The organism is Leptolyngbya sp. DQ-M1, assembly GCF_039962505.1.
GTDB lineage: Bacteria > Cyanobacteriota > Cyanobacteriia > Leptolyngbyales > Leptolyngbyaceae > Leptolyngbya.
In genome coordinates, this window is sequence record NZ_JAMPLJ010000001.1 from 1,206,662 (window position 1) to 1,230,250 (window position 23,589).

Consider the following 23,589-nt stretch of genomic DNA (forward strand, 5'->3'; position numbering starts at 1 on the left):
TTTAATAGTATGAGAAGCGATCGATCGCTTCTCATACCAAATTGATTTGTGAATGTGTCAGATCCTCGCCCCCTAAATCCCCCATTCTGGGGGACTTTGAGTACAATCTGTCGCGTTCTATGTTGAATTCGGTATCAAACTACTGAGTTGAGCGCTGGAGACATTGAGATACTAAAGATTGGTTGATCGACCAAATCGGCAACTGTGCAACTTGATCGATCGTTTGTTCAACATAGGGGCGATTGTTGGGCGCGATCGCAGTTCCGAAATAGCCTTTATCCCCGCTATGCTCATGCGATCCACTACTGCATACCGTGAATCGCCCTTGCCGAAAAGCTTGATTGATCGGAGAACCCACTGTCCAATTCCAGCGCGACGGGAAAAGCACATAGCCCAGCGTTGGCACTAAGTCTTGCTGACCTTGAAAATGATAAATGTGATCTACCTGATCAAATCCGGCTTTCCCGTCGAATGCTCCTCCGATCGAAACCACGGTTAATCGAGCATTCAACCATTCAGCAAGATAAGGAGTTACCCCCAGTGCGACTTGAGCACCACCACTGGTACTGATCAAAATTAAGTTAATCCGCTGCTTGGAAATGGGGTGAGCCGCATTCATGCGATCGACGATCGTGTCTGCAATTCCCATACTGTAGACCGGCCTATAGCGGTAGTCGGATGAAATCGCAAATCGCCAGAGGTTACGAAGGGGAATCAGAACGCTACCAAGCAATTCGTCGTTATCCCTTGCCAGTTTCCACAACGGCTGGAACACTCGCTCACTGCCTAAATCTCGGTTTGCGACTGAGTAAGGAAAGACATCTTTTACTGCAACACAACTTTGATGTTGTTCGACGAGTCGATCGAGGAAGTATGTTTCACCTGCCGTGATTTCATCGGGCGAAAAGTTGCCGATTCCGGGTAGGAATACAATGTAACAATCGATCTTTGCGCCTGAGGCGCTTTGAGGTAAATCAGAGACTGGGTTCGACCCCGGCGCTGTGACCCAACCTAGACTTTCAGCATTCTGGTTGAGCCACCACACGATCGTCCCCACGGGCGCAACCACTCCCCACAGGATCAAAAATCCACCCATTGAGACGATAAGCTTGAAGGTCGAGCCTCTTAGCTCTCGACCAATCTCTTGAACTGTGCGGTTGATCCACTGCCACATTTGAACTTTTTTATGAAAGTGCTGTTACGGATCACTATCTCAGCCCCTTGTCAGCAAATGAAGTTTCGCAGGATAGATTATGAATGAACGTGCTACTCAGGCAGGAATTTGGCAGACCATTCGTGCTGCGCTGACCTTGAATGCTCAGCTTTATGAAACGGCTCAAAATACGCCCAAAACGCATCGACTCGCTTTTACGATCGTTCTTCTCGCGGCTTTGTCTCGCGCTCTCGGCAGTGCGGCCATCCTGCTGCTGACGCGAACTACACCCTTCACTTTTATCCTGGTTTTACTGCTGAATGTTTTGAGTGTGATTGCCAGTTACTATATTTGGACGTTTACGATTTGGAAAATTGGACGGTGGCTAAAGTCCGACGCACCGAGTTATCGCGCCCTACTTAGCCCGATCGGGTTTGCCTATTCGCCGCAAATTCTCAACTTTTTGACGCTGATTCCATTGTTAGGAAGCGCGATCGAGATAATACTCGCGGTCTGGACATTGATGGCTGTGATTGTGGCAGTCCGTCAAGCGTTAGATGTTAGCACTCGTCGGGCTGCCTTGATTTGCTTGCTTTGTTTCCCGATCATTCAGATTGCGATCGGGGTGATTCAAGCGGCACAACAGCTCATTGATTAGAACTGCTTGAGGAATCTCAAATCACTGCTGTACAAACGGCGAATATCATCGATTTGATGCAGCACCATTGCCAGCCGCTCCACTCCAAATCCAGCCGCAAATCCCGTATAAACTTCTGGATCGTAGCCCACAGCTTTCAGCACATTCGGATCGACCATGCCACAGCCGAGGATTTCGAGCCAGCGTCCTTTCCATTTCACATCCACTTCTGCGGAGGGTTCGGTGAACGGAAAGAAACTTGGACGGAACCGGATTTCGACCTCGCCAAACAACTCCTGTAAGAAGACTTTGATCGTTCCTTTGAGGTCAGTAAAGGTTAGACCTTCATCGACGGCTAGAATCTCGATTTGGTGGAACACTGCCGAATGAGTTGCATCGACTGTATCGCGGCGATAGGTTCGACCGGGAACTGCCACGCGAATGGGCGGATCATTGGCTTCCATGTAGCGAATTTGCACCGGAGACGTATGCGTTCTCAGCAAATTGCCGTCCGGCAGAAAAAGTGTGTCTTGCATATCTCGCGCAGGGTGATCCGGCAAGAAGTTCAGCGCCTCGAAATTATAGTAATCTGTCTCGACTTCGGGGCCTTCTGCGACGGTGTAGCCCAGTCCTACAAAGATATCGAGGACTTGATCGATCGTGCTGTTCAACGGGTGCATCCGTCCCTGCGATCGCCCCACTCCCGGCATGGTGACATCGATCGTTTCCGCTTCGAGTTGCGCCGCGATCGCTGCCGTTTGCAAAGCAGCTTTTTTCTGATCGATCTCGATTTGGATTGCTTCTTTCACCTCGTTGGCGCGTGCCCCGATTCTGGGACGTTCCGCCGGATCGAGTTTGCCCATGCCGCCGAGAACTTGCGGAATTGGCCCTTTTTTGCCGAGATACTTGACCCGCAATTGTTCAAGCTGATCGAGCGATGGGGTTTCGGCGATCGCGCTTTTCGCTTCTTGCCGAATGGCATCTAATTGTGATTCAAGTTCGTTCGGTTGAGCCGCCATAATCAGTAGTTTATAAGTCCTAATTCGCGTCAAAATGAACTGCGAACTTGTTTATTGTAGTGGAAAGCATGAGACTCCTGATCAGCAACGATGATGGTGTTTACGCGCTCGGCATTCGGACGCTGGCGAATACTCTGGCAGAGGCGGGACATGAAGTGACGGTGGTGTGCCCCGATCGCGAACGATCGGCAACCGGGCATGGGTTAACGCTGCATGATCCGATTCGAGCGGTGCAGATGGATCAGGTGTTTCGTCAGGGGGTGAAAGCGTGGGCGTGTTCGGGGACTCCTTCGGATTGTGTGAAGCTGGCGCTCTGGGCATTGCTGGATGAGAAACCTGATTTTGTGCTTTCCGGGATTAACCACGGGTCGAATTTGGGAACGGATGTGCTGTATTCGGGAACGGTTTCGGCGGCAATGGAAGGCGTGATCGAAGGGATTCCGAGTATTGCGTTTAGTCTCACCAGTTTTCAATCACAGGAGTTTCAGCCTGCGGCAGATTTTGCTTGTACGCTGGTGCAGCAATTGAAGAAAGATCCGTTGTCTGAATTGATGCTGCTGAATGTGAATGTTCCGGCGATCGAGCGCGATCAAATTCGGGGTGCGATTCTGACTCGTCAAGGAGTGCGGCGCTATACGGATGTGTTTGAGAAGCGGGTTGATCCGCGAGGCAAGATTTACTACTGGCTTTCGGGTGAACTGCTCGAAGATGTCGAAGATCCAGACATTCCCAATGAAGGAATTCCAACAGATGTGGAGGCAAATCGCGATGGATATATCACCGTCACGCCACTGCATTACAATCTCACCTCTCCACTGGGCTTAAAGCTGATGAAAGATCGAAAATTGAGTTCTTGATCGTGATCAAGAAGGCGATCGTTCTTGTTTTCAACACAATCATTCCAGTTTTGAAGGCGATCGTTTCGATTTTGAAGACGATCGTTCTTGTTTTTGACACAATCATTTCGATTTTGAAGACGATCATTTCGGTTTTGAAGACGAGCGTTTCGATTTTGAAGACGATCATTTCGGTTTTGAAGACGAGCGTTTCGATTTTGAAGACGATCGTTTCGGTTTTGAAGACAATTATTCCGGTTTTGAAAATGATGGTTCTTGTTTTTGACACAATCATTTCGATTTTGAAGACGATCGTTTCCGTTTTTAGCTTTAATGTTCAGGCTTTTTATAAAAACGTTGAAGTTTTGCGGAGCAACTATCAGTTTTGAAGTAGAAAAGATATAGCTTCTACTAGGAGTCATGCAAATGGAACCGATGACCTTTACTGCTGCGGCGATCGCAACTTTAGTTTTTAGCGAAACATTTAAAGAAGTGGGGAAAACGTTGGGGAAAGGAGCGTTAGAGACGGGTGGAAAATTAGTAAGGTTGCTGTGGGAAAAACGACCTGGAGCAGCAAAAGCACTTCAGGCGGGAGAAGAAACGCCAGAATATAAAGAAGCGATCGTAGAAGTGGAAACGTTGGCGCAACAGGATACGGAAGTTGCAGCGGCGATTCGAGCGGTGATGGAGGCGATGCAGGTTCAACCGCAAGGACAACAGATCGTGAATTCGTTTGTGCAGAAAGCAGCGAACGTCTATAACGCTCCGGTGACGATCGAGAACCAAAGTATTACGCTTTGACTGCATTCGTCGGCTTCCGGCTCCGACAAGGTAACGCCACTCTATGACATTCCTTATCGATCGTCTCCCCATTTCGTCGGGCGGACGTTCGAATTGGCGCGGTTGGATGAAATTTTTGCCGTGTCCGATCGTGCTGTCGTTTCGGCGGTGGCGGGAATGGGAGGCGTGGGGAAAACGCAGCTTGCCGCAAAGTATGCGAGTGAAAATAAGGCGAAATTTCCGGGGGGCGTGTGTTGGTTGAATGGGCAGACGGGAGATTTGATTGCTCAAATTCTCGATAGGGTGCAAACTTCCCTGACTCCGGAGCAATTGACCGAGAAAGTTAAGGAATTAAGCGAGCCGAAAAAGATTGCGGTTTGGTGTTGGCGACATTGGTTGCCGAATGGACGGGTGTTGATTGTGCTGGATGATGTGGCGGAGTGGGCGAAAGTGCGATCGCTCCTCCCAACCGACGATCGATTTCGAGTTTTGGTGACGACGAGGCGACAGGATCTTTTACCAAAGCAAGTCACGATCGCGCTGGATGTGTTGGAACCAGAGGAAGCGCGATCGCTGTTGGCAAGTTTGGAAGAACATGAGCGAGTGGAGCGAGATCCGGAGACGGCGGATCGGCTTTGTGCGGCGTTGGGCTATTTGCCGTTGGGGATTGAGTTGGTCGGGAGCTATTTGCAGCACGATCGATATCGGACGATCGCTCAGGTGATCGGGAGTTTGCAGGAAAAAGGAATGCAAGATCCGGTGCTGGTGCGATCGGATGAGGATGATCTGCTAGCAGAGCGAGGGGTAAAGGCGGCGTTTGATTTGACGTGGGAGACGCTGGAGCCGGAAGCGCAACGGGTGGCGCGGTTGTTGAGTTATTTCGCGTTGGATTGGATTGAGTGGGATTTAGCGGAACGAGTGATGCGGCGTGTGGAGGGAGAAACGTATGAATTGGGAGGATTGAAGGCGCGATTAGAGAATGCCTCACTGGTGCAGTTTGAGCAAGAGGTTCCGGGGTGGTGTCGGTTGCATCCGTTGATTCGACAGTATTTGCGCGAGGAGGAAGCCGTTGTTGTTCGAGAGATAGGAGAAGCAGCTTTTCGATCGGCGTTTGTAGAGGAGATGATTGTGATCGCAAGTCGAATGCCACATAATCCAACGACGAAAGATATTGAACGGTTTGAAGGGGTACGACCCCATCTTCAAGAAGTTGCAGAACAGCACACAGAAGGACTGCAAGGAGACGATTTGCTGTGGTCGTTTGTCTCACTCGCGAGATTCTATCAAGGGCAGGGACTTTATCGCCAAGCGGAAGCATGGTATGCAGAATGTCTGAATGTCACAGAGTCCCGCTTTGCGGGCGACCATCCCGATGTGGCACTCAGTCTCAACAATCTGGCATTGCTCTACGATTCGCAAGGACGATTGAGTGAAGCCGAATCGCTCTACCTGCGATCACTCGAAATGACACAGCGACTGTTTGCGGGCGACCATCCCGCTGTGGCAAGGAGTCTCAACAACTTGGCATGGCTCTACGATTCGCAAGGACGATTAAGTGAAGCCGAACCGCTCTACCTGCGATCACTCGAAATGAGACAGCGATTGTTTGCGGGCGACCATCCCGCTGTGGCAAGGAGTCTCAACACTCTGGGAGCGTTTTACTATGAGCAGGGTCGAGTGACAGAAGCAGAACCCTTATTAGCCCATGCGTTAGCAATGCGGGAGAAAATATTAGGATCTGACCATCCCGATACAGCTGATACTCGTCAATGGTTAGCAGATGTTCGTCGGGCAATGCAAGGTGCTCCACCGCCTCAACGGAAAGCATCGATAATCAGGCGAATCCTGCGGCAAATCCGATCGCTCATCCAAAAAATTCTGAGATGGTTTCGCGATCGTTAAAGTTTGTTTTTATCGATCGCAGCACCCAGCCCTCAATATTAATTCGATAGCTTACTGGTTGACTTGTCTGAAGGCTGTTCAGCAGTCGGACGCTTAACCGATCGCTTCGGCTGCAACGCATCTCGACCAAGCTGAACCGTCACATCCGATCGCAAATCTCCTGTATTCTCGATCCGGACTTCTCCAAACCCCAACGCTTCCCGAATCGCCTCAGCGCTACTGACATCTCCCCATTCCGCCACAATCCGCGTCACGCTCAACGGCTCGTTCCAGTCTTGCCCTTCGTAGACATTGCGATAACCCGCATTATCCAAGGCGGTCATGGCCGTCTGGATGCTCTTGGCTTGCTTCGTACTATCTTGAATTGCAACTCTCAACGCGGCAGGATCTGGAGCTTCTAGACTTGAGGTTCCATAATTAAAATACTGCGCCATCATCCCGTTAATTCGCTTCGGATCGGGCAACCAATAGCTTGCTTTGTACTCGCCGGGGGAGCTAAATTCGCCGGGAACCATCAGCATTTTGGTGTTCGATCGATTCACCTGTGAAGCAAATCCAACTAAGGCAACTAATTCTTCAACGGTCAGATTCGTATCAATATATGATTGCACCACGCCCAACACACTCGGAAAACGGGCAACTGTGCCGGGATTCAGCGATTGTTCCATCAATGCCCGCATCACCATTTGTTGGCGCTGAATCCGTCCGATATCGCCGTTCTCGTCTTGACGATAGCGCAGGAGTTGCAGCACTTTGCTGCCGTCTAGCTGTTGTCGTCCCGCTTTGAGGTTGATGTACAACCGTTGGCTATCGTCCTGGTATTTCATATCTTTGGGGACGTGAACGGTGACACCCCCAAGGGCATCGACTAAAGCCTGAACGCCTTGGACATTGATCGTCATATAGCGATCGATCCCCACTCCCCCGAGCAGTTCACTCACCGATTTGGCGCTCAGCGCAGGGCCGCCATAAGCGTTCGCTTCGTTGATCTTGGTCATGCCGTGATTTGCAATGTAGGTGCGCGTATCACGCGGAATCGACATCACCACGACCTTCTTATTCTCCGGATCAAATCGGAGCAGCAGCATCGTATCCGTTAAGCCCTCGAAAGAGTTCACCAAGGCTTGATAAGGCAGCTTCTTCAGGTCTTCGGGAGCGTTACTGACATCGGTGGTGAGAACTTTTGTGCCGAGGACGAGGATATTGACTGGACGAGTTAAGGCAGGCAGTTGCAGACTCATCCGGGTCGAAAAGCGATCGCCCTTCTTGAAAATCGAGGCTTCAGAGGCGGAAAGTTGTCGCTGCATCAAGGGGGTACTGGCAAGAGAGACTGCTAGCAGCGCTCCTGCGGTGGCTGAGATCATCGCAATTCCGCTAAGAGAAAGCGCCATAAATAACAGCCGCATTCCTTTCGATCGCTGGACAGGCTTCTTTTTGCGGAGCTGTCCCGATGGGGATAACGGTTTAGTTTTTTGCGGCTGTCCCACTTTTTGCGTCGCGACCTTTTTCAAGGTCGATTTTTGCGTGGGCTTAACAGGCTGTACTTTCTGCTTCACAGAACGTTGATTGTCGCTTTTCACGGGTTCCCTCATCACACCATCTTTAAAGTCGGACTGAACAGATCACACTTGCAATTTCGGACTTTAATTGTATTCAACTAGCGCCGAATGCGCGATTTTTTAACGTCATTCCTCCTTTTAGGAGAAGACTAAAAGCAGAAATGAATCAGTTTCTTCTAATTTGTCTGAGTTAACCGGACAAAATCAGCAGTGGTTGCATCGATCGCAGGATTGATTTAGGGCAATCCGATCAACGACTGAATTGATTTTAGAAGCAAAGATTGAAATAAATCACTTTTTTGAAATATACCTCTGGGCTGAACCTCATTACTTAAAGTAGATCAAGAGATTGAGTCCTGGGATCGTCCGGGAAAGCGTCCACAAGAGTAATGCGATATATAGCGTACCCAATGTCCACTGATACCATACGAGGATTGAAACAAGTCCCGGTAGATGCTCGTCCCTGAGCCGAATATCATTGAAGCCAAAGCGCAAAAAATTATTGAGGCTGAAATCAAAATAGTTTAACCAACTCCATTGCTTGTTCCACAAGATTGGCAAGTAGCGCTCTCGAAATAGGGGATATCTCGGAATGGTTGGCAGTCTTCCAACTAGGATTCTCAACTGTCGCAACGTGCCTTCTTCCAGGAAGTAGCTCACCTCCATTAACCCGTGGTATCGCCCTCGCAGGTATAACCAGACGGTCAAGCTTAAGGGCACAGGGATCACGACGATCGCCCAGCACAGCAGCGTGATGAAGGGGCGATCTGCGGTTTGAATCACGGCGGTTAAGCCGAGTAAAAACAGCACGATCGCGAAACTAAGGGTCGAAATCGTCTCAGAAGCCGTCGGCAAAATCGGTTTAGGATAACGCCGCCGCGCTCGATCGACCAGCCAAAACAACACACTAAAATAGGCGACCGTGACGATGCCAATGCCAAAACTCAGCCAAAAGCTCGTTCCGTCTCGACTGAGTAATAAAAGCAGACTTAAACAAATCCAGCGAAACCCGATCGAAAAGCGCCACCAGAGATTAAATGCAGGCGGTAATGGATCAGCCGCAATCACGCGATCGCGGACGTTAATATAAGTCGCGATGCCGATTTGATCGAGCGTGAGCAGTTCGGTGAGATTGCGGAAGGGTTGTTCTATTCGGTGTCGAATAATGGCATTAGCCTGGGTTTCACTAAATCCAATTTGCTTTAATTGGGTGACGCTTGCAGAGTTGAGATCGGTTCCGAAAAACTGGCGGTTAAGTTGGCGCGATCGTAATAACTGAGTGGTGTAATCGATCTGATTGGCATCAGAAATTTGCTCCAATCGGCGAAAGTTTCGCACCAGTTCGCGCAATAAATTCTCGTTGCCTTGGAGTGTTGGTACTGAAATCACCCGCCCAATTTGCCCCGGATCGCCTAGGATTTTGGCTTTATCCGAATCGAATCGTAATCCTGCCACATTCAGATAGGCGCTTTTTGCAAAACTGCAATAGCTAAAATCGGCACGATCGAGAATGGTGGCTCCGCGCAGATTTGCCAGTGAATTGAACTGTGCTTCGCGAAAGACGGCGGCTTTCTCGAAGGTGGCATCGGTGAGAAAGAGCGATCGGCTAAATTTTGCTTTACTAAAGGTGGCTTGCTCCCGCCATCGGGTCTGAGCAAAATCTGCATTGCCTTGCCATTGCACCCGCGTAAAGTTAGTCGGTTGATAGAAAACGGCTTGATTGAAGTTTGCTGTGGCTTGGAATTCTGCGCCCTGAAAATTCGCCTCGCCGCGAAATTGGACTTGATTGAATTCAGCTTTCGCAAAGAAGATTATGTTGCGAAACTGAACTTCTCGACCAAAGTTCGCACCCGCAAAATTCATCGGCAAGCTAAATCGTGACTGAGAAAAGTCTGCGCCTGCTGGAAACAGTGCCCCCTGAGCTTCGACCCGATTCAGGAAAAATGTATTTGTTAGGTCTGCAAATCCTGTGATTCTAGTTTGTACTAATTTGATCGGGGCACGAAATACAGTGAGTTGCAGAGAAGTTGTAATTCCGGTTTCTTTTGGCGCGACCAAAAGTGATTGCGAGAGGGTGCTTAATCTGTATAAACGTCTGCGATCGCGCCTTAGCTGCTCTTGTTCCGTGGGTGTAAATAATTTTGATAAGGCTTCTCCGTCGTAGATCGGCGCACGTAACCCTAACTTGCTCGTGGTAAAGTCGCCTTCGATCTGCGAATTGCTCAGATCTAACCCGACTGGCACACCCGGACGCTGAAGTTGCACCTGCACCAAACCGTAAAACTGATCTCGAAACGCCGCATTTTCAGGACGCAGATCGATCGTCATCCGTCTGAGATCGACCATTCGCGTTCCTTCACTGGGCATCGGGGAGCGCAATCGCTCCTGCAACAATTCTAAAGTCAGTGGCACTCGTTCTAGTTCTGCGGCTTCAGCAGGAAGCGCGTAAAACCACACCAAAATCGTTAATAAAACTGCAAAAAACGGGCGCACAGTTTACCCAAAACTCTCTGTTTGTTTATACCGAACATTGGTGAGGCAGGCACAACTTTTTTCAGCGAGATCGTAGGAATGCGTGGTCGCGTAGATCAAATCAAGGTGACGTTTTTCGATATAAATACTGAAGGTAGATATTAAAATCTGGGGTGCGAATTAAAATATTTCAGTGTTTTCCATCTGTTCGCACTCGCTTTTATGCTCCGTGAGAAGTTTCGTCAGTATCCTCTCAGCGCCTTACTCTTATTGATCGCGGTATCGATCGCGGGACTCCTCTTTAGCAGGGTCATTCTGCAAATCATCCCACTGTTCAGTCACAGCACCTCTGTGAGTTCTAGCTTATTGGTCTGGGGAATTGGGGCGCTAGCGATTGCCTACGGATTCCGCTCTACTATCTGGGGAATTGGAGCGATTTTACTCATCGGGCTGGGGTATTGGGGAGACTGGAATAACATTTACCTCAATGCTGAATCTCACTCAATCGCGCTGCAAATGCCGATCGTCGCTGCAATTTTGTTTTTGCCGTTGGCATATTGGTGTCGATCTGGAGTGCTGTTTGGGTTGAGCGCGATCGCGGTTTGTTCGGCGTTAATCAGCAGCTTGGCTGAGATTGTGACTAAAGGAAGCGTGTTACCGCCTTTGGTGCTGGGTCTTCCTGCTGCATTGTTGTGGTCGTATGACGATGCAATCTGGACGCTGGGACGGCAAGAAAAGCAGTTTCAACCGATCGCACGTCGATTGGCAGTGCTGTATTTGAGCGGGCTATTTTTTTGCCAGTCGTTTCAGTGGACTTGGGCGAATCATGCCTGGTACAGCATTCTTTCAGGGTGGCGATCGCTTCCCAGTGTGGTGTTCTTGGCGGCGATCACGATCGGGCAATGGCTGTACTTGTTTATTTCAATGCGGAAGTGCAATTGGCAGACGATTATGATCGCCTCGATGATTGCACTGTATGGAATCGTTCAGGTTTGGCATCTCCGAGTGCAACCGATTCCAATCTTTGCGGCGATCGTGTTTAATCTGATGCTGGTTGTATTATCGATTACGACAATACGAAGCAGTTTACGAGCCGGAGAGCGATCGACGTTTTGGTGTGGGGTAACGTTTCTAATTTTGCAGATTTCAAGCCGCGCACTAGAGTACGACCTACCCGTGAAGCCGTTAATTTTTGGATTGTGTGGAATGGGCGCGATCGTCTCCGGTCTTTGGTTTGAACGTTATTGTCTACTCTCAAAGTCCCCCATTCTGGGGGATTTAGGGGGCAAACAACCGCTCAAACCGAAGCAGAAAATCTTCATCTAACTCAACGGAATTGCGGCATTCACAAGCGAGGTCAGAATTCCTGTCTGTTCCTGTCCGCTTGTCGAAAGATCGCTGTAGCACAAGAACAATCGCGCTTCTGTCCGTCCTAACAAATCGAGCAAAATGCGGCGTAATCGCTGCTCGTTCATCCGTTGCGTGTCTTCCACCTCCCACACCTGCCCCGACCAATCCTGCAAAAATAACGGAGCCGCAAACAGCGAATCCACCCCGCTCAACCAGCGCGATGATCCCGCATCTAACCAAAATTGCCAGCGATGCGATCGTCGCATGGAACGATACTGAAATACCGTGGCTAACGTCACGGAATTGGGTTGCACTAACCGCACCGGATAAGGATTCGCCGTCACCGTACCACTTCTTAGGAGTTGGATAAAGTTTCGCACGGTGAGCGATTGCGGTGCATCGCTTAGATCGCTGCGTCGGAGGCGATCGTCTACTTCCCAATAATGCTGCGCCGTTTCCATCAGTTCCCGCAGTCCTGCAAGTTGATCAAACGGTAAATGACTGCCACCGAGAAAGAATCGCTGAATCGCTCGATCGAGCATCACAACCGGACTGGCAATCATTCGGGTTTCTAACTGCGATCGCTGCAATTCGATCCAGCGCACTAAGCCTTCATAGGCTTCTGAAGCTTGATACCCCAAACGATCCCAGCGTGGAAACGTATTCGCAGGGAGTAAGCGCGGCTGCTCCGGATGCGGCTCAAAACAATGATCGGCAAGCAACCCCGCCCGAACTGGATCGATCGCATAAGTCGTAGGCGATTCGGATTTCTGACTGAGAATTACCAGCATTTCTGCGATCGTGTCCCGATTGGTCGCTCGTCCGAGTCCCGGATAAATCAGTGTCAATAACGTTAACAGAGCGCGCACGATCGGGCTACTCGCTAACGGTCGCTGATCGTTGAGAAACTCAACTGGAATATTTTGGCGCATCAGGATTTCCCGCAGTGCATACCGAGAAATTGGATCGATCCCAGGCCCAATCAGTGCAATGTCACGCGGCTCAGCCGTTCCCGATTGCACGGCTTTGATAATGATTTCTGCGGTTTGGCGAATGAGTTGCGCCTGCGTTGTGGTTTGAATCGTTTGAATCGTATCCGGCAAACTGGCAAAGAAAACGGGATCAGTCACAAGATCTAAAATGGCTTCGCCGAGTTCGTCCATCAGACAGGGTGAAACCCGATCGCTCAATTCCACCACCGAACATCGATCGCTCAGTTCGGCTAAATACACCGGATCGGCTCCCAGCCCCAAGCGTACCGCTCCATCTGGATTAAAACTAAACGCACAAGGGATGCGTCGATCGATCAAAAACTCAAACAACGATCGCACGATCGCGGGATACTCATCGACATCATCTGCAATTACTGCTTGATACCGTTCAAGTAAATGCTCTTGATACGTCGGGTTATGCAGCAAATAACGCCCGTATAAATCGGTAATCAAACTATAAGTGAGCAATCCCCGTCGCAAACACCACGATCGCCAGCGCTGCATCATGTCGCCGATCGTTTCTGATGAGAGCGGCAATTCGGAAAATCCTTCCTCAAATTTCGGTAAACCTTGATCGAGCATCGCGGGAATGTCCTCGATCGCAACCCCACCTAACGCACCAAGCTGCATCAAATCCAGCACCCGCCGCACTAAACGCGCTTCTGCAATTCCCGATCGTGCGATCGCTTGATCCAACTCAACCCGCCATAATTTTGTCGCTAACTCCTGCTCATTCTCAGGACGCAACCGCACCGGAAACTGAGCCTTCAGATCCAACTGCTGCACCAACAGCGACCAAAACAGCGTCACTTCATCTTCAAAGAATCCGAGCGGAGTTGTCGCTCGAAACGGAAACTTGCCCTGAGTCGCATCAGTCAGACGATCGCTCAACTCCAATCGATTATCCCCGATCGCCGCCAACACCAAAATTCCAGATTTTCGCACCCGCATCCACTCGCACGCCTGCGCTACCAATCGGGCAGTTTTACCAGTGCGAGTTGCGCCTGTAATCCAGACTGACGGAAATGTTTGCATTTGCCCGAACCCTCTCAATCGGATTTGTTAGGATACTTAGCACTTGCTTAAGATGCTCTTTCTATCCTAAACCTTTAGCCAAAAGCAGTTTTAGAATAGAGCGATCGCCAACAACCTGACCGATTCGTTACGCTGTCATGCCACATTCTTCGATCGACGATTTCTGCTACACAAGCCATGAACAATAATTCGCTACTTTCGCAGTTCAGAGCCTATGTGCGTCGGGCTGAGCGATGGTACCTCGAAACGCCCGATCGCGCTCTCGATCAGGCATATGATGCTGCTCTCAAAATCAAAGCGATCGAAAATGAGCATTTTGGCGGTAAGAAGATCGCGCCTCATTCGACTCAACTGCGCGGTAGTGCGTTTGAGTATTTCTCAGCCGATTTACAGAAATATCTCCGCATGATGCGGATGCGATTAACCGAATTTCGTCGGAGTCGTGCTGCATTGGCAATTACGAATCCGAATAAAACAACGCAGGAAGTTCGCACGATCGAAACGACGGAAGTTGGCTCATCCCGGTTTGTGCCCACCCTGCGCGATAAGTCTTCAATTACGCTAGAAAAACTTCGATTTATCGACGAAATTCTAGCTCGATATGCAGATGAACAATTAACACTTGAAGCCGTTTCAACGGCAATGCTTTCGGTCGAGCGCAATGGCGGTCTTGCTAAAAAGAATTCCGATCAGGATCTAACCGTACCTGAAGCTCAAAAAGTCCCAACAAACGATGTGCAAACTTCCGAAGATTTTGAAAGCATTTCTGATAAAACAGGGCTGCTTCCCCGATCGATCCTGGCAACACTGAGACGATTAAGACGTGATCTTGATCCTAAATCTGAAGACGAAGTCGTTCAAAACTATCGCATTTCTAAGGTCAAAACGCTATTAGCAGTCCGATTTGTTTTGGTCTTAATTCTTGTACCGTTATTGGTGCAGCAAGTGACTCGTAATTTTGCGCTGAGCGATCGATTACCTGTTGGTGCTTGGATTTCGCAACAGTTCACGATCGAAAATCCAGACCGAATCTTTATCAATGGCGAAATGGCAGAAGAAGCGCTGAGAGAGATGCAGGGATTTGAGGAGCGCTTGAAGTTTGAAAATATTATCAAAGAAACCTTAGAACGGAATATTCTCAGTTCTGAAGAAGTCGAAGCCAGAGCGAAAGTGAGATCGCAACAAGTCGAAGTCCAAGTTCGTGAGAAAGCGACCGAAATTGCAGAACAATTTTCAGGTGAAAGTGCAAACGTGATCCGCAACTGGATTGCTGATATCTTGGGCACGATCGCGTTTACGTTCGTGCTGCTGAACGGCAAACGCGAAATCGAAATTCTCAAGTCTTTTATGGATGAAACGGTTTATGGTCTTAGCGATAGTGCTAAGGCATTTATCATCATTCTGTTTACTGATGTCTTCGTTGGATTTCACTCGCCTCACGGTTGGGAAATCATTCTCGAGGGGGTCTCAAGACACTTCGGTTTACCCACAAGTCGTGATTTTATCTTCTTGTTTATTGCAACCTTCCCGGTGATTTTAGACACGATTTTTAAGTATTGGATTTTCCGTTACCTCAATCGGGTTTCACCGTCTGCTGTGGCAACGTATCGTGAAATGAACGAGTAGTTATGCCATTTCAATTTGCCTGGTAAATTCAAGCACCATTGAAGTAAATTTCTCTGGATACCAAAGCCCCCATTCGTGAAAGCCTTCTGGCACAGTCACCAGTTTGGCATCCGGTAAAGTGGCTGCCATTTCACGCGCGATCGCTAACGGCTCTGTTAAATCCTCTTCTGACCAGAGCAATAATGCGGGGGCTTGAATCGTGGGTAATAAATGCCTCAAATCCCCGTACAACGAAAGCAGCAACGCTTGCAGGACGTTCGCTGTGTTGAATAGCAAATTATGCGTAAAGACCTTTGGAATTGTAGTTAACTTTAATTCCAACTTAGGTAAAAACAATTGTGCCGTCATTTCTGCTGCGCGTCTTGGAATAATTTCGGCAACCGAAACGGTTGGAATTCCGGTACTACCAAGCAGGGCAAGACTCTTCACTCGCTCCGGGAACAGGGCTGCGATCGTCAGTGCCACTCCTCCGCCAAACGAATGCCCCATGATATGTACTTGCTCCAAATTCAACGCATCTAAAAACTCCACCAGAAACGTTGCATAAGTCTTGTAGTCCGGGATCATCTTGTCGTAGGACGATCGCGCAAAGCTCGGTAAATCTGGTGCAAACACCGGATGCTGATCTGACAGCCGTTCTAAAACTTCCTGATAAGGCTCAGCCGAGATTCCCCAACCGTGCAGAAACAGGATAGGCAGCGATCGTAATTCTTGCCCGCCTTGCTCATAGTGAAGCTGACACTCACTGAGATTTATGCTGCGACTGACTAATCGAGTATTCACCCACCCTTTCTCCAGAGCCAGAACAATTCTCCGACTGTAACAAGCCTTGAGAATTTGCATGACTATCTTGAGAGTTAAATAGGTGACTCCGATCACCTCAGCTACGCAGAAATTGATGGGAATCAATCAGCTTGCGAGATATTCACCCATATCACCTTTGCGCTTCCGCAATTTCGTCAGCGCTTCACGTTCGATCTGGCGCACTCGTTCGCGGCTGATATTGAGCCGATCGCCAATCTTTGCCAGTGTCAGCGCTTTGCCGTCATCTAGCCCAAACCGCAGAATTAAAACTTCCCTTTGCTGCTGGGTTAAATCTGCCATCAGCGCATCAAGATCGAGCTTGAGTGAAGTCTGGGTGGTGAATTCTTCGGGCGACATTCCCGTGTCTTCGAGCAGTTCGCCTAGCTCAGTATCCTGGTTATCTCCGACCCGCAAATCTAACGATAAGGGAACTCTCGCCCGTTCGAGATAATCCCGCACCTGCGAGATGGGAATGTCTAATTCGTTCGCTAATTCTGACAATGTAGCGGCGCGTCCTAACTGCTGGGACAAACTCCGCTGCGCTTTCTTAATCTTATTCAACTTCTCGGTGATGTGAATCGGTAGGCGAATCGTGCGACCTTTCTCTGCGATCGCTCTTGTGATCGCCTGACGAATCCACCAGTAAGCGTAGGTCGAAAAACGGTATCCCTTCGTGGGATCAAACTTCTCGACTCCGCGCTGCATTCCGATCGTGCCTTCTTGAATTAAGTCCATTAATTCAACATTGCGCTTGGTGTACTTCTTTGCCACCGAAACGACTAGACGTAAATTCGCCTCGACCATTCGCCGCTTGGCAAGCTCACCTTCCGCTAACACCTGCCGAAGTTCTGTTTCTGAGAGTCCTGCCGCCTGCGCCCAGGTTGGATCATCTGGCGCTGCACCCAGTTTCTCAACCAGCTTTGCCCGGACAGCGTTGGCGATCGCGAGTCGCTGTACCTGTTTGCCATACAGCACTTCTTGCTCGTGCGTCAGAAGCGGCACACGACCAATTTCACGCAGGTAAGCCCGAACGGAATCAGTGGGGGTCTGAGCAGTTTTCATAGCGACTTCAACGAGTGTGAGGGAACAAAGAGAAATTGGGAATGCTGAAGCAGTGAGACATTTGTGAAGCTTGTGCGGCTTAGAGCGAAATTGCCTATAGAAGCAAAAGTAAGGCGACTACAACTCGGTCAATGGGCGTAAATTGATGAGCGTAAACGGATGTGCTGCTTCTAACATTGCTTCAACCGTGGCACTAAGCAGTTGTATTAAGGATTATCCCTTAGTGAGTTAAGCTTTGTAAAGATTATGAGAGAAGATTTAACAAAGTTCATTCTAATCGTGCGAGTCTAATTCTTGATCTATAGCCTATGCAACACATTACCAAAACTACAGATTCCGTTTGTTTCTTAGGCAACGGAATTATAAATTTAATCAAAGCCTGGTCATTTAAACGAGATGTCATTGATAGTGAAATGGCTCAATTATGAGAACGTTTTGTAAAACTTTAAGATTTAGTCTAAAAGTGCTGGCACGATCGTAGTTAAATTTAGTGCTTGAATTTCCGTAATTGTTCTATAGGCATACAGGTTTCGTTCTGTAAATGTCATCTACCCTCTGACAGAGGGTGAAAGCGGAGCGGAGCTAGGCTCCGCTTTCGGCAGATTAGTGAGCGATGTAATCTTGCAAAGCCCGAACCGTTAGTGCCTCAGATTGTAACGATCGAATTGCTGCCGCTGTCGCTTTGGCCCCCGCGATCGTTGTAATCATAGGAATTTTGTACGTCAAAGCGGTACGACGAATCAGGCGATCGTCTTCGTGTGCCTCTTGTCCAGTGGGAGTGTTGATGATTAATTGAATCTGCTCATTTTTGATCGAGTCGAGAACGTGCGGTCTACCTTCATGCAGCTTCAGGACGAGCTCCACGTCGAGACCCTGTTCTTTCAGGGTTTTACGAGTTCCAGCCGTTGCGACAACTTTGAAACCGAGTTCCATTAACTCTTTCACAGCTGGAACCACCGCCGCTTTTTCTCGATCGTTCATCGAGACAAAAACCGTTCCCTGACGCGGCAGACGTTGACTCGCGGCAAGTTCTGCTTTTGCATAAGACTTGCCAAAATCAGTATCGATCCCCATCACTTCTCCGGTCGATCGCATTTCAGGTCCAAGAATCGTATCGGTTCCGGGGAACTTCTCAAACGGCAGAACGGCTTCTTTGACGGAAATATGCTTCGGGATCACTTCTTGCGTGAAATTGAGATCGGCAAGCGTTTTACCAGACATAATCCGGGCTGCCATCTTCGCAAGCGGATAGCCGATCGCTTTTGACACAAACGGAACGGTTCGAGAAGCCCGCGGATTCGCTTCGATAATGTAAACCTGATCGCCCTGCACGGCAAACTGGATGTTCATCAAGCCTACCACCTTGAGCGCTTTTGCCAGTTGAATTGTCCAGGTGCGGATGCGATCGACGATTTCGGGCTTCAGCGTGACGGTCGGAATCGAGCAAGCAGAGTCGCCGGAATGAATGCCCGCTTGTTCGATGTGTTCCATAATGCCGCCGATCACAACGTTTCCGGTTTGGTCGGCGATCGCATCGACATCGACTTCGATCGCGTTTTCGAGGAAGCGATCGATCAAAATTGGGTGATCCGGTTCAACCTGAACGGCATAAACCATATATCGTTCGAGTTCTGCGTCCGAGTAAACAATCTCCATTGCCCGTCCACCGAGGACATAACTGGGGCGCACGACCACCGGATACCCGATTTGCCGTGCGACCTTTTTCGCGTCTGCATAGTCTCGTGCAATTCCGTTTGCAGGTTGCTGAATGTTTAACTCGCGCAGAATCTTTTCAAACCGTTCGCGATCTTCGGCAGTGTCGATCGAATCTGGCGAAGTTCCCCAAATTTTCGTCGGCACGGTGCCTTGCTTGAGAAACGCAGCGAGCGGAACCGCTAACTTTAAGGGCGTTTGTCCCCCAAATTGAATGATCACGCCTTCGGGCTGTTCCGCTTCGATAATGTTGAGAACATCCTCTTTGGTCAGTGGCTCGAAATAGAGGCGATCGCTGGTGTCGTAGTCGGTTGAAACGGTTTCGGGGTTTGAGTTTACCATGATCGTTTCGTAGCCGTCTTCACGCAGCGCAAACGACGCATGACAGCAACAGTAATCAAATTCAATCCCTTGTCCGATGCGATTTGGGCCTCCACCGAGAATCATTACTTTCGGCCTGCTCGATGGTAGAACTTCGGTCTCTTCTTCATAAGTCGAATAATAGTAGGGGGTCAAGGCTTCAAACTCAGCCGCACAAGTATCCACTGTTTTATAAACCGGGATCACGCCGATCGCTTTGCGGTGAGCGCGAACTTCATCTTCAGTCGTCTTGGTGGCGAAAGCAATTTGACGATCGCTAAAGCCCTTCCGCTTAATTTCACGCAGTTTCTCAACCGTTAGATCTTTAAGGCTCGATCGTTTCAGCGCTTTTTCGGTTTCAAGCAAATCGAGCATCTTATCGAGAAACCAAGGATCAATACTGGTTAGCTCAAAAATCTCATCTACGGACATTCCCATCAGCATCGCGTGGCGCACGGTGAAAATGCGATCGGGATTCGGCGTTCTCAAACCTGCACGAATCTGCTCTAGGCTTGGGAGAACTTCTTGCTTATCACAACCCCAGCCTGCCCGTCCGGTTTCGAGCGATCGCAAGGCTTTCTGAAACGATTCTTGAAACGTCCGCCCGATCGCCATGGCTTCACCAACCGATTTCATCTGCGTGGTGAGATACGGCTGCGATCCAGGGAATTTCTCAAACGCAAACCGGGGAATTTTGGTGACGACATAATCGATCGTCGGTTCAAAACTCGCAGGTGTTTTCTTCGTGATGTCGTTGGGAATTTCATCGAGCGTGTAACCGACTGCGAGTTTTGCCGCCATCTTCGCGATCGGGAATCCAGTCGCTTTAGAAGCCAGCGCCGAACTCCGAGACACACGCGGGTTCATTTCAATCACGACCACTTCACCGGTGACCGGATTCACTGCAAACTGAATATTCGATCCGCCCGTTTCGACTCCAATCTCACGAATAATCTTGATCGAAGCATCCCGAAGCCGTTGATATTCTTTATCCGTGAGGGTTTGAGCCGGAGCAACCGTGATCGAGTCTCCGGTATGAATGCCCATCGGATCGAGGTTCTCGATCGAGCAAATAATCACGACGTTATCCGCCAAGTCCCGCATGACTTCGAGTTCATACTCTTTCCAGCCGAGCAGCGATTTCTCAATCAAAATCTGCGATACCGGACTTGCATCCAAACCGGACTGCGCGATTTCTTCAAACTCCTGCTGATTGTAGGCAATGCCGCCGCCCGTTCCACCAAGCGTAAAGGCCGGACGAATAATCAACGGATAAGACCCAATTTGCTGACCGATCGCTTTCGCGTCTTCGAGCGTGTTTGCTAATCCTGACGGGCAGACTCCGACCCCGATTCGCTCCATCGCTTCTTTGAATAGCTTGCGATCTTCTGCCATCTCGATCGCGGGCAATTTTGCGCCAATCAATTCGACGTTGTATTTATCCAGAACGCCATTTTTCGCCAACGCCACCGCCAAATTGAGCGCCGTCTGTCCGCCCATTGTCGGCAGCAGCGCATCCGGACGCTCTTTAATAATGATTTGCTCCACCAGTTCCGGTGTGAGTGGCTCAATGTAGGTGCGATCGGCGGTTTCGGGATCAGTCATGATCGTCGCCGGATTCGAGTTAACCAAAACGACCTCGAATCCTTCATCCCGTAGCGCTTTACAGGCTTGAGTCCCGGAGTAATCAAACTCGCTGGCTTGCCCGATCACAATCGGACCAGAACCGATTAATAAAATCTTATGGATGTCTTGGCGACGGGGCATAGTGTCTTTCCGCTTTCTTCTCTAAATCCAACTCATTCTAGTGGGTTTCGTTTGGATTTCTGTTGCCCCTTTATCTAATTCCCAGAATTGCTCTGACGACGGATGTTTCTGATTGAACGAAATGCTCCTTCAGCACTAGCGATCGCGCAAATTCAAACACCTGCTTGCGGCGATCGTCCGGTAATTGTTCGACGATCGCTGCCACTTGCTCAGAGATTGAAACATCAGATTTCGTTGCCGATCGCCAAACCACTACAAATTGATCCAAAGTCACTGCTGCTTCCAATAACGCAATCTCTAAAATTTCTTTGTTGTCGAGTGTGATTCCAAGCCGACTTCTGAAGAGGATTGCTTTATTTCTGCCTCTAGAGTGCGCAAGATTCAGACAGTATCGCTCAACTTTATCTCCAAGTTGAGCATTCTCACCATTTGGCAACTTCATCAACGCACTCGATCGATTGTTATTCTAGATAAGCCAATCTTAGCCCTTGCCGATCGTTGTCTCAAAATCCCCGCCAACTCGCGTTTCTCGCACTCCGAGCCATCCAGAAAGGAGCCTTTGCGGATGTTGCCGTTGATCAAGCGCTGCATCAAGCCGATGTGAATGTGCTCGATCGCCGTTTGTTCACCGAATTAGTTTACGGAACCATTCGCCGCCAGCGCACTCTCAATGCGCTGATTGATCAGTTTGCCAAAAAGAAAGACCAGCCTCCTGATTTACGTCTGATTCTGCAATTGGGACTGTATCAACTGCGCTATCTTGACCAAATTCCAGCCTCTGCTGCCGTAGATACAAGCGTCGAACTTGCAAAGCAGAATAAGCTAAGCGGATTAACTGGGGTTGTGAATGGATTATTGCGGCAGTATCTTCGTTCACAAACGATTCTGCACGCTGATCCACTGCAATTACCCGAAGACGCGATCGCCCGAATCGGAACCTTACACAGCTATCCTGATTGGATTGTTCAAGTCTGGTGTGATCAGTTCGGAATTGAAGAAACCGAAAAGCTGTGTGAATGGATGAATCGATCGCCCCAGATTGATTTGCGAATTAACACACTCAGAACGAATATCGATCAAGTTGAAGCCGCAATGCAGGCGCAGGATATCCACGCCGATCACATTCCGAACGTACCGAATGCACTGCGGTTGCCTGCGGTGGGTGCAATCTATAGCCTACCGGGATACACCGAGGGCTGGTGGATTGTGCAAGATAGTAGCGCTCAGTTGGTGAGCTATCTCGTCGATCCTCAACCTGAAGAGATTGTTGCCGATGCTTGCGCGGCTCCCGGTGGTAAAACATTGCACCTTGCAGAACTCATGCGCGATCGCGGCACGGTTTGGGCGATCGATAAAACCGCATCTCGCCTGAAGAAGCTACAGCAGAACCTCGATCGCTTATCCTTCCAGTCGATTCAAACCCTCATCGGTGATAGTCGCAATGTGCCGCAGTTGAAAGGGGTGTGCGATCGGGTTCTAGTCGATGCGCCTTGTTCTGGATTGGGAACGCTCAATCGTCATGCCGATGCTCGTTGGCGACAAACTCCCGAGAGTGCCACACAACTGGCACAACTTCAGCAAGAAATTCTCACCGAAGCGGCAACCTGGGTCAAACCGCGAGGAGTCTTAGTTTATGCAACTTGCACATTAAACCCGATCGAAAACGAAGCCGTGATTAGACAGTTCCTAGCGCACCATCCTCAATGGTCAATCGAAAGCTCTGATTCACTTGCAGAATTTACGACACCGGAAGGCTGGATTAAAGTTCTACCGCACCGCCATAATATGGACGGATTCTTTATGGTCAGACTAAGACATGGATGACGCAAAAACGCTCGTTAAAATTCTGATCGGGGTCGCTTGGCTTGATGGATGCATTCAGCCCGAAGAACGACTGCATATCCAGCGCATCGCCAAAGATAAAGGAGTAGACCAGGATCGCGAAATTCAGCCAATTCTCTACGAACTGCGATCGGTCAAACCTGAAGAATGTTATCAATGGGTGCAAGACTATCTCGGTGAGCATCCCACGGCTGAACGGTGCCATCAACTGCTCGAAGCGATTAGTCAATTAATTTATGCAGACGGAACGATCGCCCATGAAGAAGCAAAACTTCTAACTCGACTCCAGATTCTTGAATCCGAACCTGCACCCAGTTTGCACACAAAAATCATTGCTGCGATTTGCAAGCTTTATCAACACGGCATTGCAAAAATTGAAAAGCTCTGAACGATCGTCCAGAGCTTATAAAAATTAGAGACCGGGAGTTTCTTCTTTCTTCACTTCAGGAACAATATCTGGGCGCTCTTTATCTTCCCAACCCACCGGGCGTTTTGAGTTGTACCAGGTGATCGAGCCGAAGGTCACTGCTGCAATAAAGCCAACCACATAAACAGCCGTGAATGACACCGGAAACTGCATTCCAGGCTTCGTTGCGACTTCTAATAGAAGGTTCATGTAAATACTCCTGTAATTTTCTACTAGAGATAAGTTATCAAAGCCATCATATCAGGGCATCTTT

The 23,589-nt window shown here is 49.2% G+C and carries 19 protein-coding genes; 9 read left to right on the forward strand and 10 right to left on the reverse strand.

Annotated elements, in window-relative coordinates:
- Nucleotides 1-139: 139 nt before the first annotated feature.
- The gene (locus NC981_RS05875; protein WP_348241986.1) at nucleotides 140-1,174 is read right to left on the reverse strand and encodes a hypothetical protein; all 1,035 of its coding nucleotides are present in this window, start codon (nucleotides 1,172-1,174) and stop codon (nucleotides 140-142) included.
- A gap of 79 nt (nucleotides 1,175-1,253) precedes the next feature.
- Here NC981_RS05875 and NC981_RS05880 point away from each other — a divergent pair, with 79 nt between their 5' ends.
- A complete protein-coding gene (locus tag NC981_RS05880; protein WP_348241987.1) occupies nucleotides 1,254-1,811 on the forward strand; it encodes a YIP1 family protein in 558 nt (185 codons plus the stop codon).
- On the opposite strand, the gene pheS is transcribed toward NC981_RS05880, so the two are convergent.
- On the reverse strand, nucleotides 1,808-2,809 hold the full coding sequence (pheS, locus tag NC981_RS05885; RefSeq protein WP_348241988.1) for a phenylalanine--tRNA ligase subunit alpha: 1,002 nt from the start codon (nucleotides 2,807-2,809) through the stop codon (nucleotides 1,808-1,810). The two genes, NC981_RS05880 and pheS, sit on opposite strands and share 4 nt — an antisense overlap.
- 68 nt (nucleotides 2,810-2,877) lie before the next feature.
- On the opposite strand from pheS, the gene surE reads away from it, so the two are divergent.
- From surE to NC981_RS05905, 4 genes are all read left to right on the forward strand, one after another.
- Nucleotides 2,878-3,666 carry a 5'/3'-nucleotidase SurE gene (gene surE / locus NC981_RS05890; RefSeq protein WP_348241989.1) on the forward strand — a complete coding sequence of 263 codons (789 nt, stop codon included), beginning with the start codon at nucleotides 2,878-2,880 and terminating at the stop codon, nucleotides 3,664-3,666.
- A 2-nt stretch (nucleotides 3,667-3,668) separates the two neighbouring features.
- A complete protein-coding gene (locus NC981_RS05895; protein ID WP_348241990.1) occupies nucleotides 3,669-4,034 on the forward strand; it encodes a hypothetical protein in 366 nt (121 codons plus the stop codon).
- Between the two features lie 37 nt (nucleotides 4,035-4,071).
- Entirely contained in the window at nucleotides 4,072-4,446 is a 375-nt protein-coding gene (locus NC981_RS05900; protein ID WP_348241991.1) for a hypothetical protein, read from the forward strand.
- Between the two features lie 120 nt (nucleotides 4,447-4,566).
- Nucleotides 4,567-6,327, forward strand: coding sequence for a tetratricopeptide repeat protein (locus tag NC981_RS05905; RefSeq protein WP_348241992.1), 1,761 nt, complete (start codon nucleotides 4,567-4,569; stop codon nucleotides 6,325-6,327).
- A 38-nt stretch (nucleotides 6,328-6,365) separates the two neighbouring features.
- Here the strand turns inward: NC981_RS05905 and NC981_RS05910 are convergent, their stop codons facing one another.
- The gene (locus NC981_RS05910) at nucleotides 6,366-7,919 is read right to left on the reverse strand and encodes an LCP family protein (RefSeq protein WP_348241993.1); all 1,554 of its coding nucleotides are present in this window, start codon (nucleotides 7,917-7,919) and stop codon (nucleotides 6,366-6,368) included.
- A 294-nt stretch (nucleotides 7,920-8,213) separates the two neighbouring features.
- Nucleotides 8,214-10,379 (reverse strand): pentapeptide repeat-containing protein, encoded by a 2,166-nt coding sequence (locus NC981_RS05915; protein ID WP_348241994.1) that lies wholly within the window; start codon nucleotides 10,377-10,379, stop codon nucleotides 8,214-8,216.
- 201 nt (nucleotides 10,380-10,580) lie between these two features.
- Here NC981_RS05915 and NC981_RS05920 point away from each other — a divergent pair, with 201 nt between their 5' ends.
- Nucleotides 10,581-11,684, forward strand: a complete 1,104-nt coding sequence (locus tag NC981_RS05920) for a hypothetical protein (RefSeq protein WP_348241995.1) — start codon at nucleotides 10,581-10,583, stop codon at nucleotides 11,682-11,684.
- On the opposite strand, the gene NC981_RS05925 is transcribed toward NC981_RS05920, so the two are convergent.
- Nucleotides 11,681-13,735, reverse strand: a complete 2,055-nt coding sequence (locus NC981_RS05925; RefSeq protein ID WP_348241996.1) for a recombinase family protein — start codon at nucleotides 13,733-13,735, stop codon at nucleotides 11,681-11,683. The two genes, NC981_RS05920 and NC981_RS05925, sit on opposite strands and share 4 nt — an antisense overlap.
- Nucleotides 13,736-13,912: 177 nt before the next feature.
- Here NC981_RS05925 and NC981_RS05930 point away from each other — a divergent pair, with 177 nt between their 5' ends.
- Nucleotides 13,913-15,361 (forward strand): proton extrusion protein PcxA, encoded by a 1,449-nt coding sequence (locus tag NC981_RS05930; RefSeq protein WP_348241997.1) that lies wholly within the window; start codon nucleotides 13,913-13,915, stop codon nucleotides 15,359-15,361.
- Here NC981_RS05930 and NC981_RS05935 read toward each other — a convergent pair whose 3' ends face one another.
- From NC981_RS05935 to NC981_RS05950, 4 genes are all read right to left on the reverse strand, one after another.
- Nucleotides 15,362-16,204, reverse strand: coding sequence for an alpha/beta hydrolase (locus NC981_RS05935; protein WP_348241998.1), 843 nt, complete (start codon nucleotides 16,202-16,204; stop codon nucleotides 15,362-15,364).
- Between the two features lie 66 nt (nucleotides 16,205-16,270).
- The gene (locus NC981_RS05940; protein ID WP_348241999.1) at nucleotides 16,271-17,227 is read right to left on the reverse strand and encodes an RNA polymerase sigma factor, RpoD/SigA family; all 957 of its coding nucleotides are present in this window, start codon (nucleotides 17,225-17,227) and stop codon (nucleotides 16,271-16,273) included.
- Between the two features lie 603 nt (nucleotides 17,228-17,830).
- Complete coding sequence (gene carB / locus NC981_RS05945; RefSeq protein ID WP_348242000.1) at nucleotides 17,831-21,067, reverse strand: carbamoyl-phosphate synthase large subunit; 3,237 nt, start codon at nucleotides 21,065-21,067, stop codon at nucleotides 17,831-17,833.
- A gap of 70 nt (nucleotides 21,068-21,137) precedes the next feature.
- Nucleotides 21,138-21,509 (reverse strand): DUF6883 domain-containing protein, encoded by a 372-nt coding sequence (locus NC981_RS05950; protein ID WP_348242001.1) that lies wholly within the window; start codon nucleotides 21,507-21,509, stop codon nucleotides 21,138-21,140.
- Between the two features lie 56 nt (nucleotides 21,510-21,565).
- Between NC981_RS05950 and NC981_RS05955 the strand changes: the two genes are divergently transcribed.
- Nucleotides 21,566-22,891, forward strand: coding sequence for a 16S rRNA (cytosine(967)-C(5))-methyltransferase (locus tag NC981_RS05955; RefSeq protein WP_348242002.1), 1,326 nt, complete (start codon nucleotides 21,566-21,568; stop codon nucleotides 22,889-22,891).
- Nucleotides 22,884-23,297, forward strand: a complete 414-nt coding sequence (locus tag NC981_RS05960; protein ID WP_348242003.1) for a TerB family tellurite resistance protein — start codon at nucleotides 22,884-22,886, stop codon at nucleotides 23,295-23,297. Before NC981_RS05955 ends, NC981_RS05960 begins: the two co-directional genes overlap by 8 nt.
- Before the next feature lie 24 nt (nucleotides 23,298-23,321).
- Here the strand turns inward: NC981_RS05960 and NC981_RS05965 are convergent, their stop codons facing one another.
- Nucleotides 23,322-23,525 carry a hypothetical protein gene (locus NC981_RS05965; RefSeq protein ID WP_190378945.1) on the reverse strand — a complete coding sequence of 68 codons (204 nt, stop codon included), beginning with the start codon at nucleotides 23,523-23,525 and terminating at the stop codon, nucleotides 23,322-23,324.
- Nucleotides 23,526-23,589 lie beyond the last annotated feature (64 nt).

What these genes read in the sequence shown, in the direction of transcription:
- NC981_RS05880 (WP_348241987.1), top strand. Translation starts at nt 1,254, where the DNA reads ATGAATGAACGTGCTACTCAGGCAGGAATTTGGCAGACCATTCGTGCT.
- NC981_RS05930 (WP_348241997.1), top strand. Translation starts at nt 13,913, where the DNA reads ATGAACAATAATTCGCTACTTTCGCAGTTCAGAGCCTATGTGCGTCGG.
- NC981_RS05925 (WP_348241996.1), bottom strand. Translation starts at nt 13,735, where the DNA reads ATGCAAACATTTCCGTCAGTCTGGATTACAGGCGCAACTCGCACTGGT.
- NC981_RS05960 (WP_348242003.1), top strand. Translation starts at nt 22,884, where the DNA reads ATGGATGACGCAAAAACGCTCGTTAAAATTCTGATCGGGGTCGCTTGG.
- NC981_RS05940 (WP_348241999.1), bottom strand. Translation starts at nt 17,227, where the DNA reads ATGAAAACTGCTCAGACCCCCACTGATTCCGTTCGGGCTTACCTGCGT.
- NC981_RS05875 (WP_348241986.1), bottom strand. Translation starts at nt 1,174, where the DNA reads ATGTGGCAGTGGATCAACCGCACAGTTCAAGAGATTGGTCGAGAGCTA.
- NC981_RS05935 (WP_348241998.1), bottom strand. Translation starts at nt 16,204, where the DNA reads ATGCAAATTCTCAAGGCTTGTTACAGTCGGAGAATTGTTCTGGCTCTG.
- carB (WP_348242000.1), bottom strand. Translation starts at nt 21,067, where the DNA reads ATGCCCCGTCGCCAAGACATCCATAAGATTTTATTAATCGGTTCTGGT.
- surE (WP_348241989.1), top strand. Translation starts at nt 2,878, where the DNA reads ATGAGACTCCTGATCAGCAACGATGATGGTGTTTACGCGCTCGGCATT.
- NC981_RS05965 (WP_190378945.1), bottom strand. Translation starts at nt 23,525, where the DNA reads ATGAACCTTCTATTAGAAGTCGCAACGAAGCCTGGAATGCAGTTTCCG.
- NC981_RS05920 (WP_348241995.1), top strand. Translation starts at nt 10,581, where the DNA reads ATGCTCCGTGAGAAGTTTCGTCAGTATCCTCTCAGCGCCTTACTCTTA.
- NC981_RS05950 (WP_348242001.1), bottom strand. Translation starts at nt 21,509, where the DNA reads ATGAAGTTGCCAAATGGTGAGAATGCTCAACTTGGAGATAAAGTTGAG.
- NC981_RS05910 (WP_348241993.1), bottom strand. Translation starts at nt 7,919, where the DNA reads ATGAGGGAACCCGTGAAAAGCGACAATCAACGTTCTGTGAAGCAGAAA.
- NC981_RS05900 (WP_348241991.1), top strand. Translation starts at nt 4,072, where the DNA reads ATGGAACCGATGACCTTTACTGCTGCGGCGATCGCAACTTTAGTTTTT.
- pheS (WP_348241988.1), bottom strand. Translation starts at nt 2,809, where the DNA reads ATGGCGGCTCAACCGAACGAACTTGAATCACAATTAGATGCCATTCGG.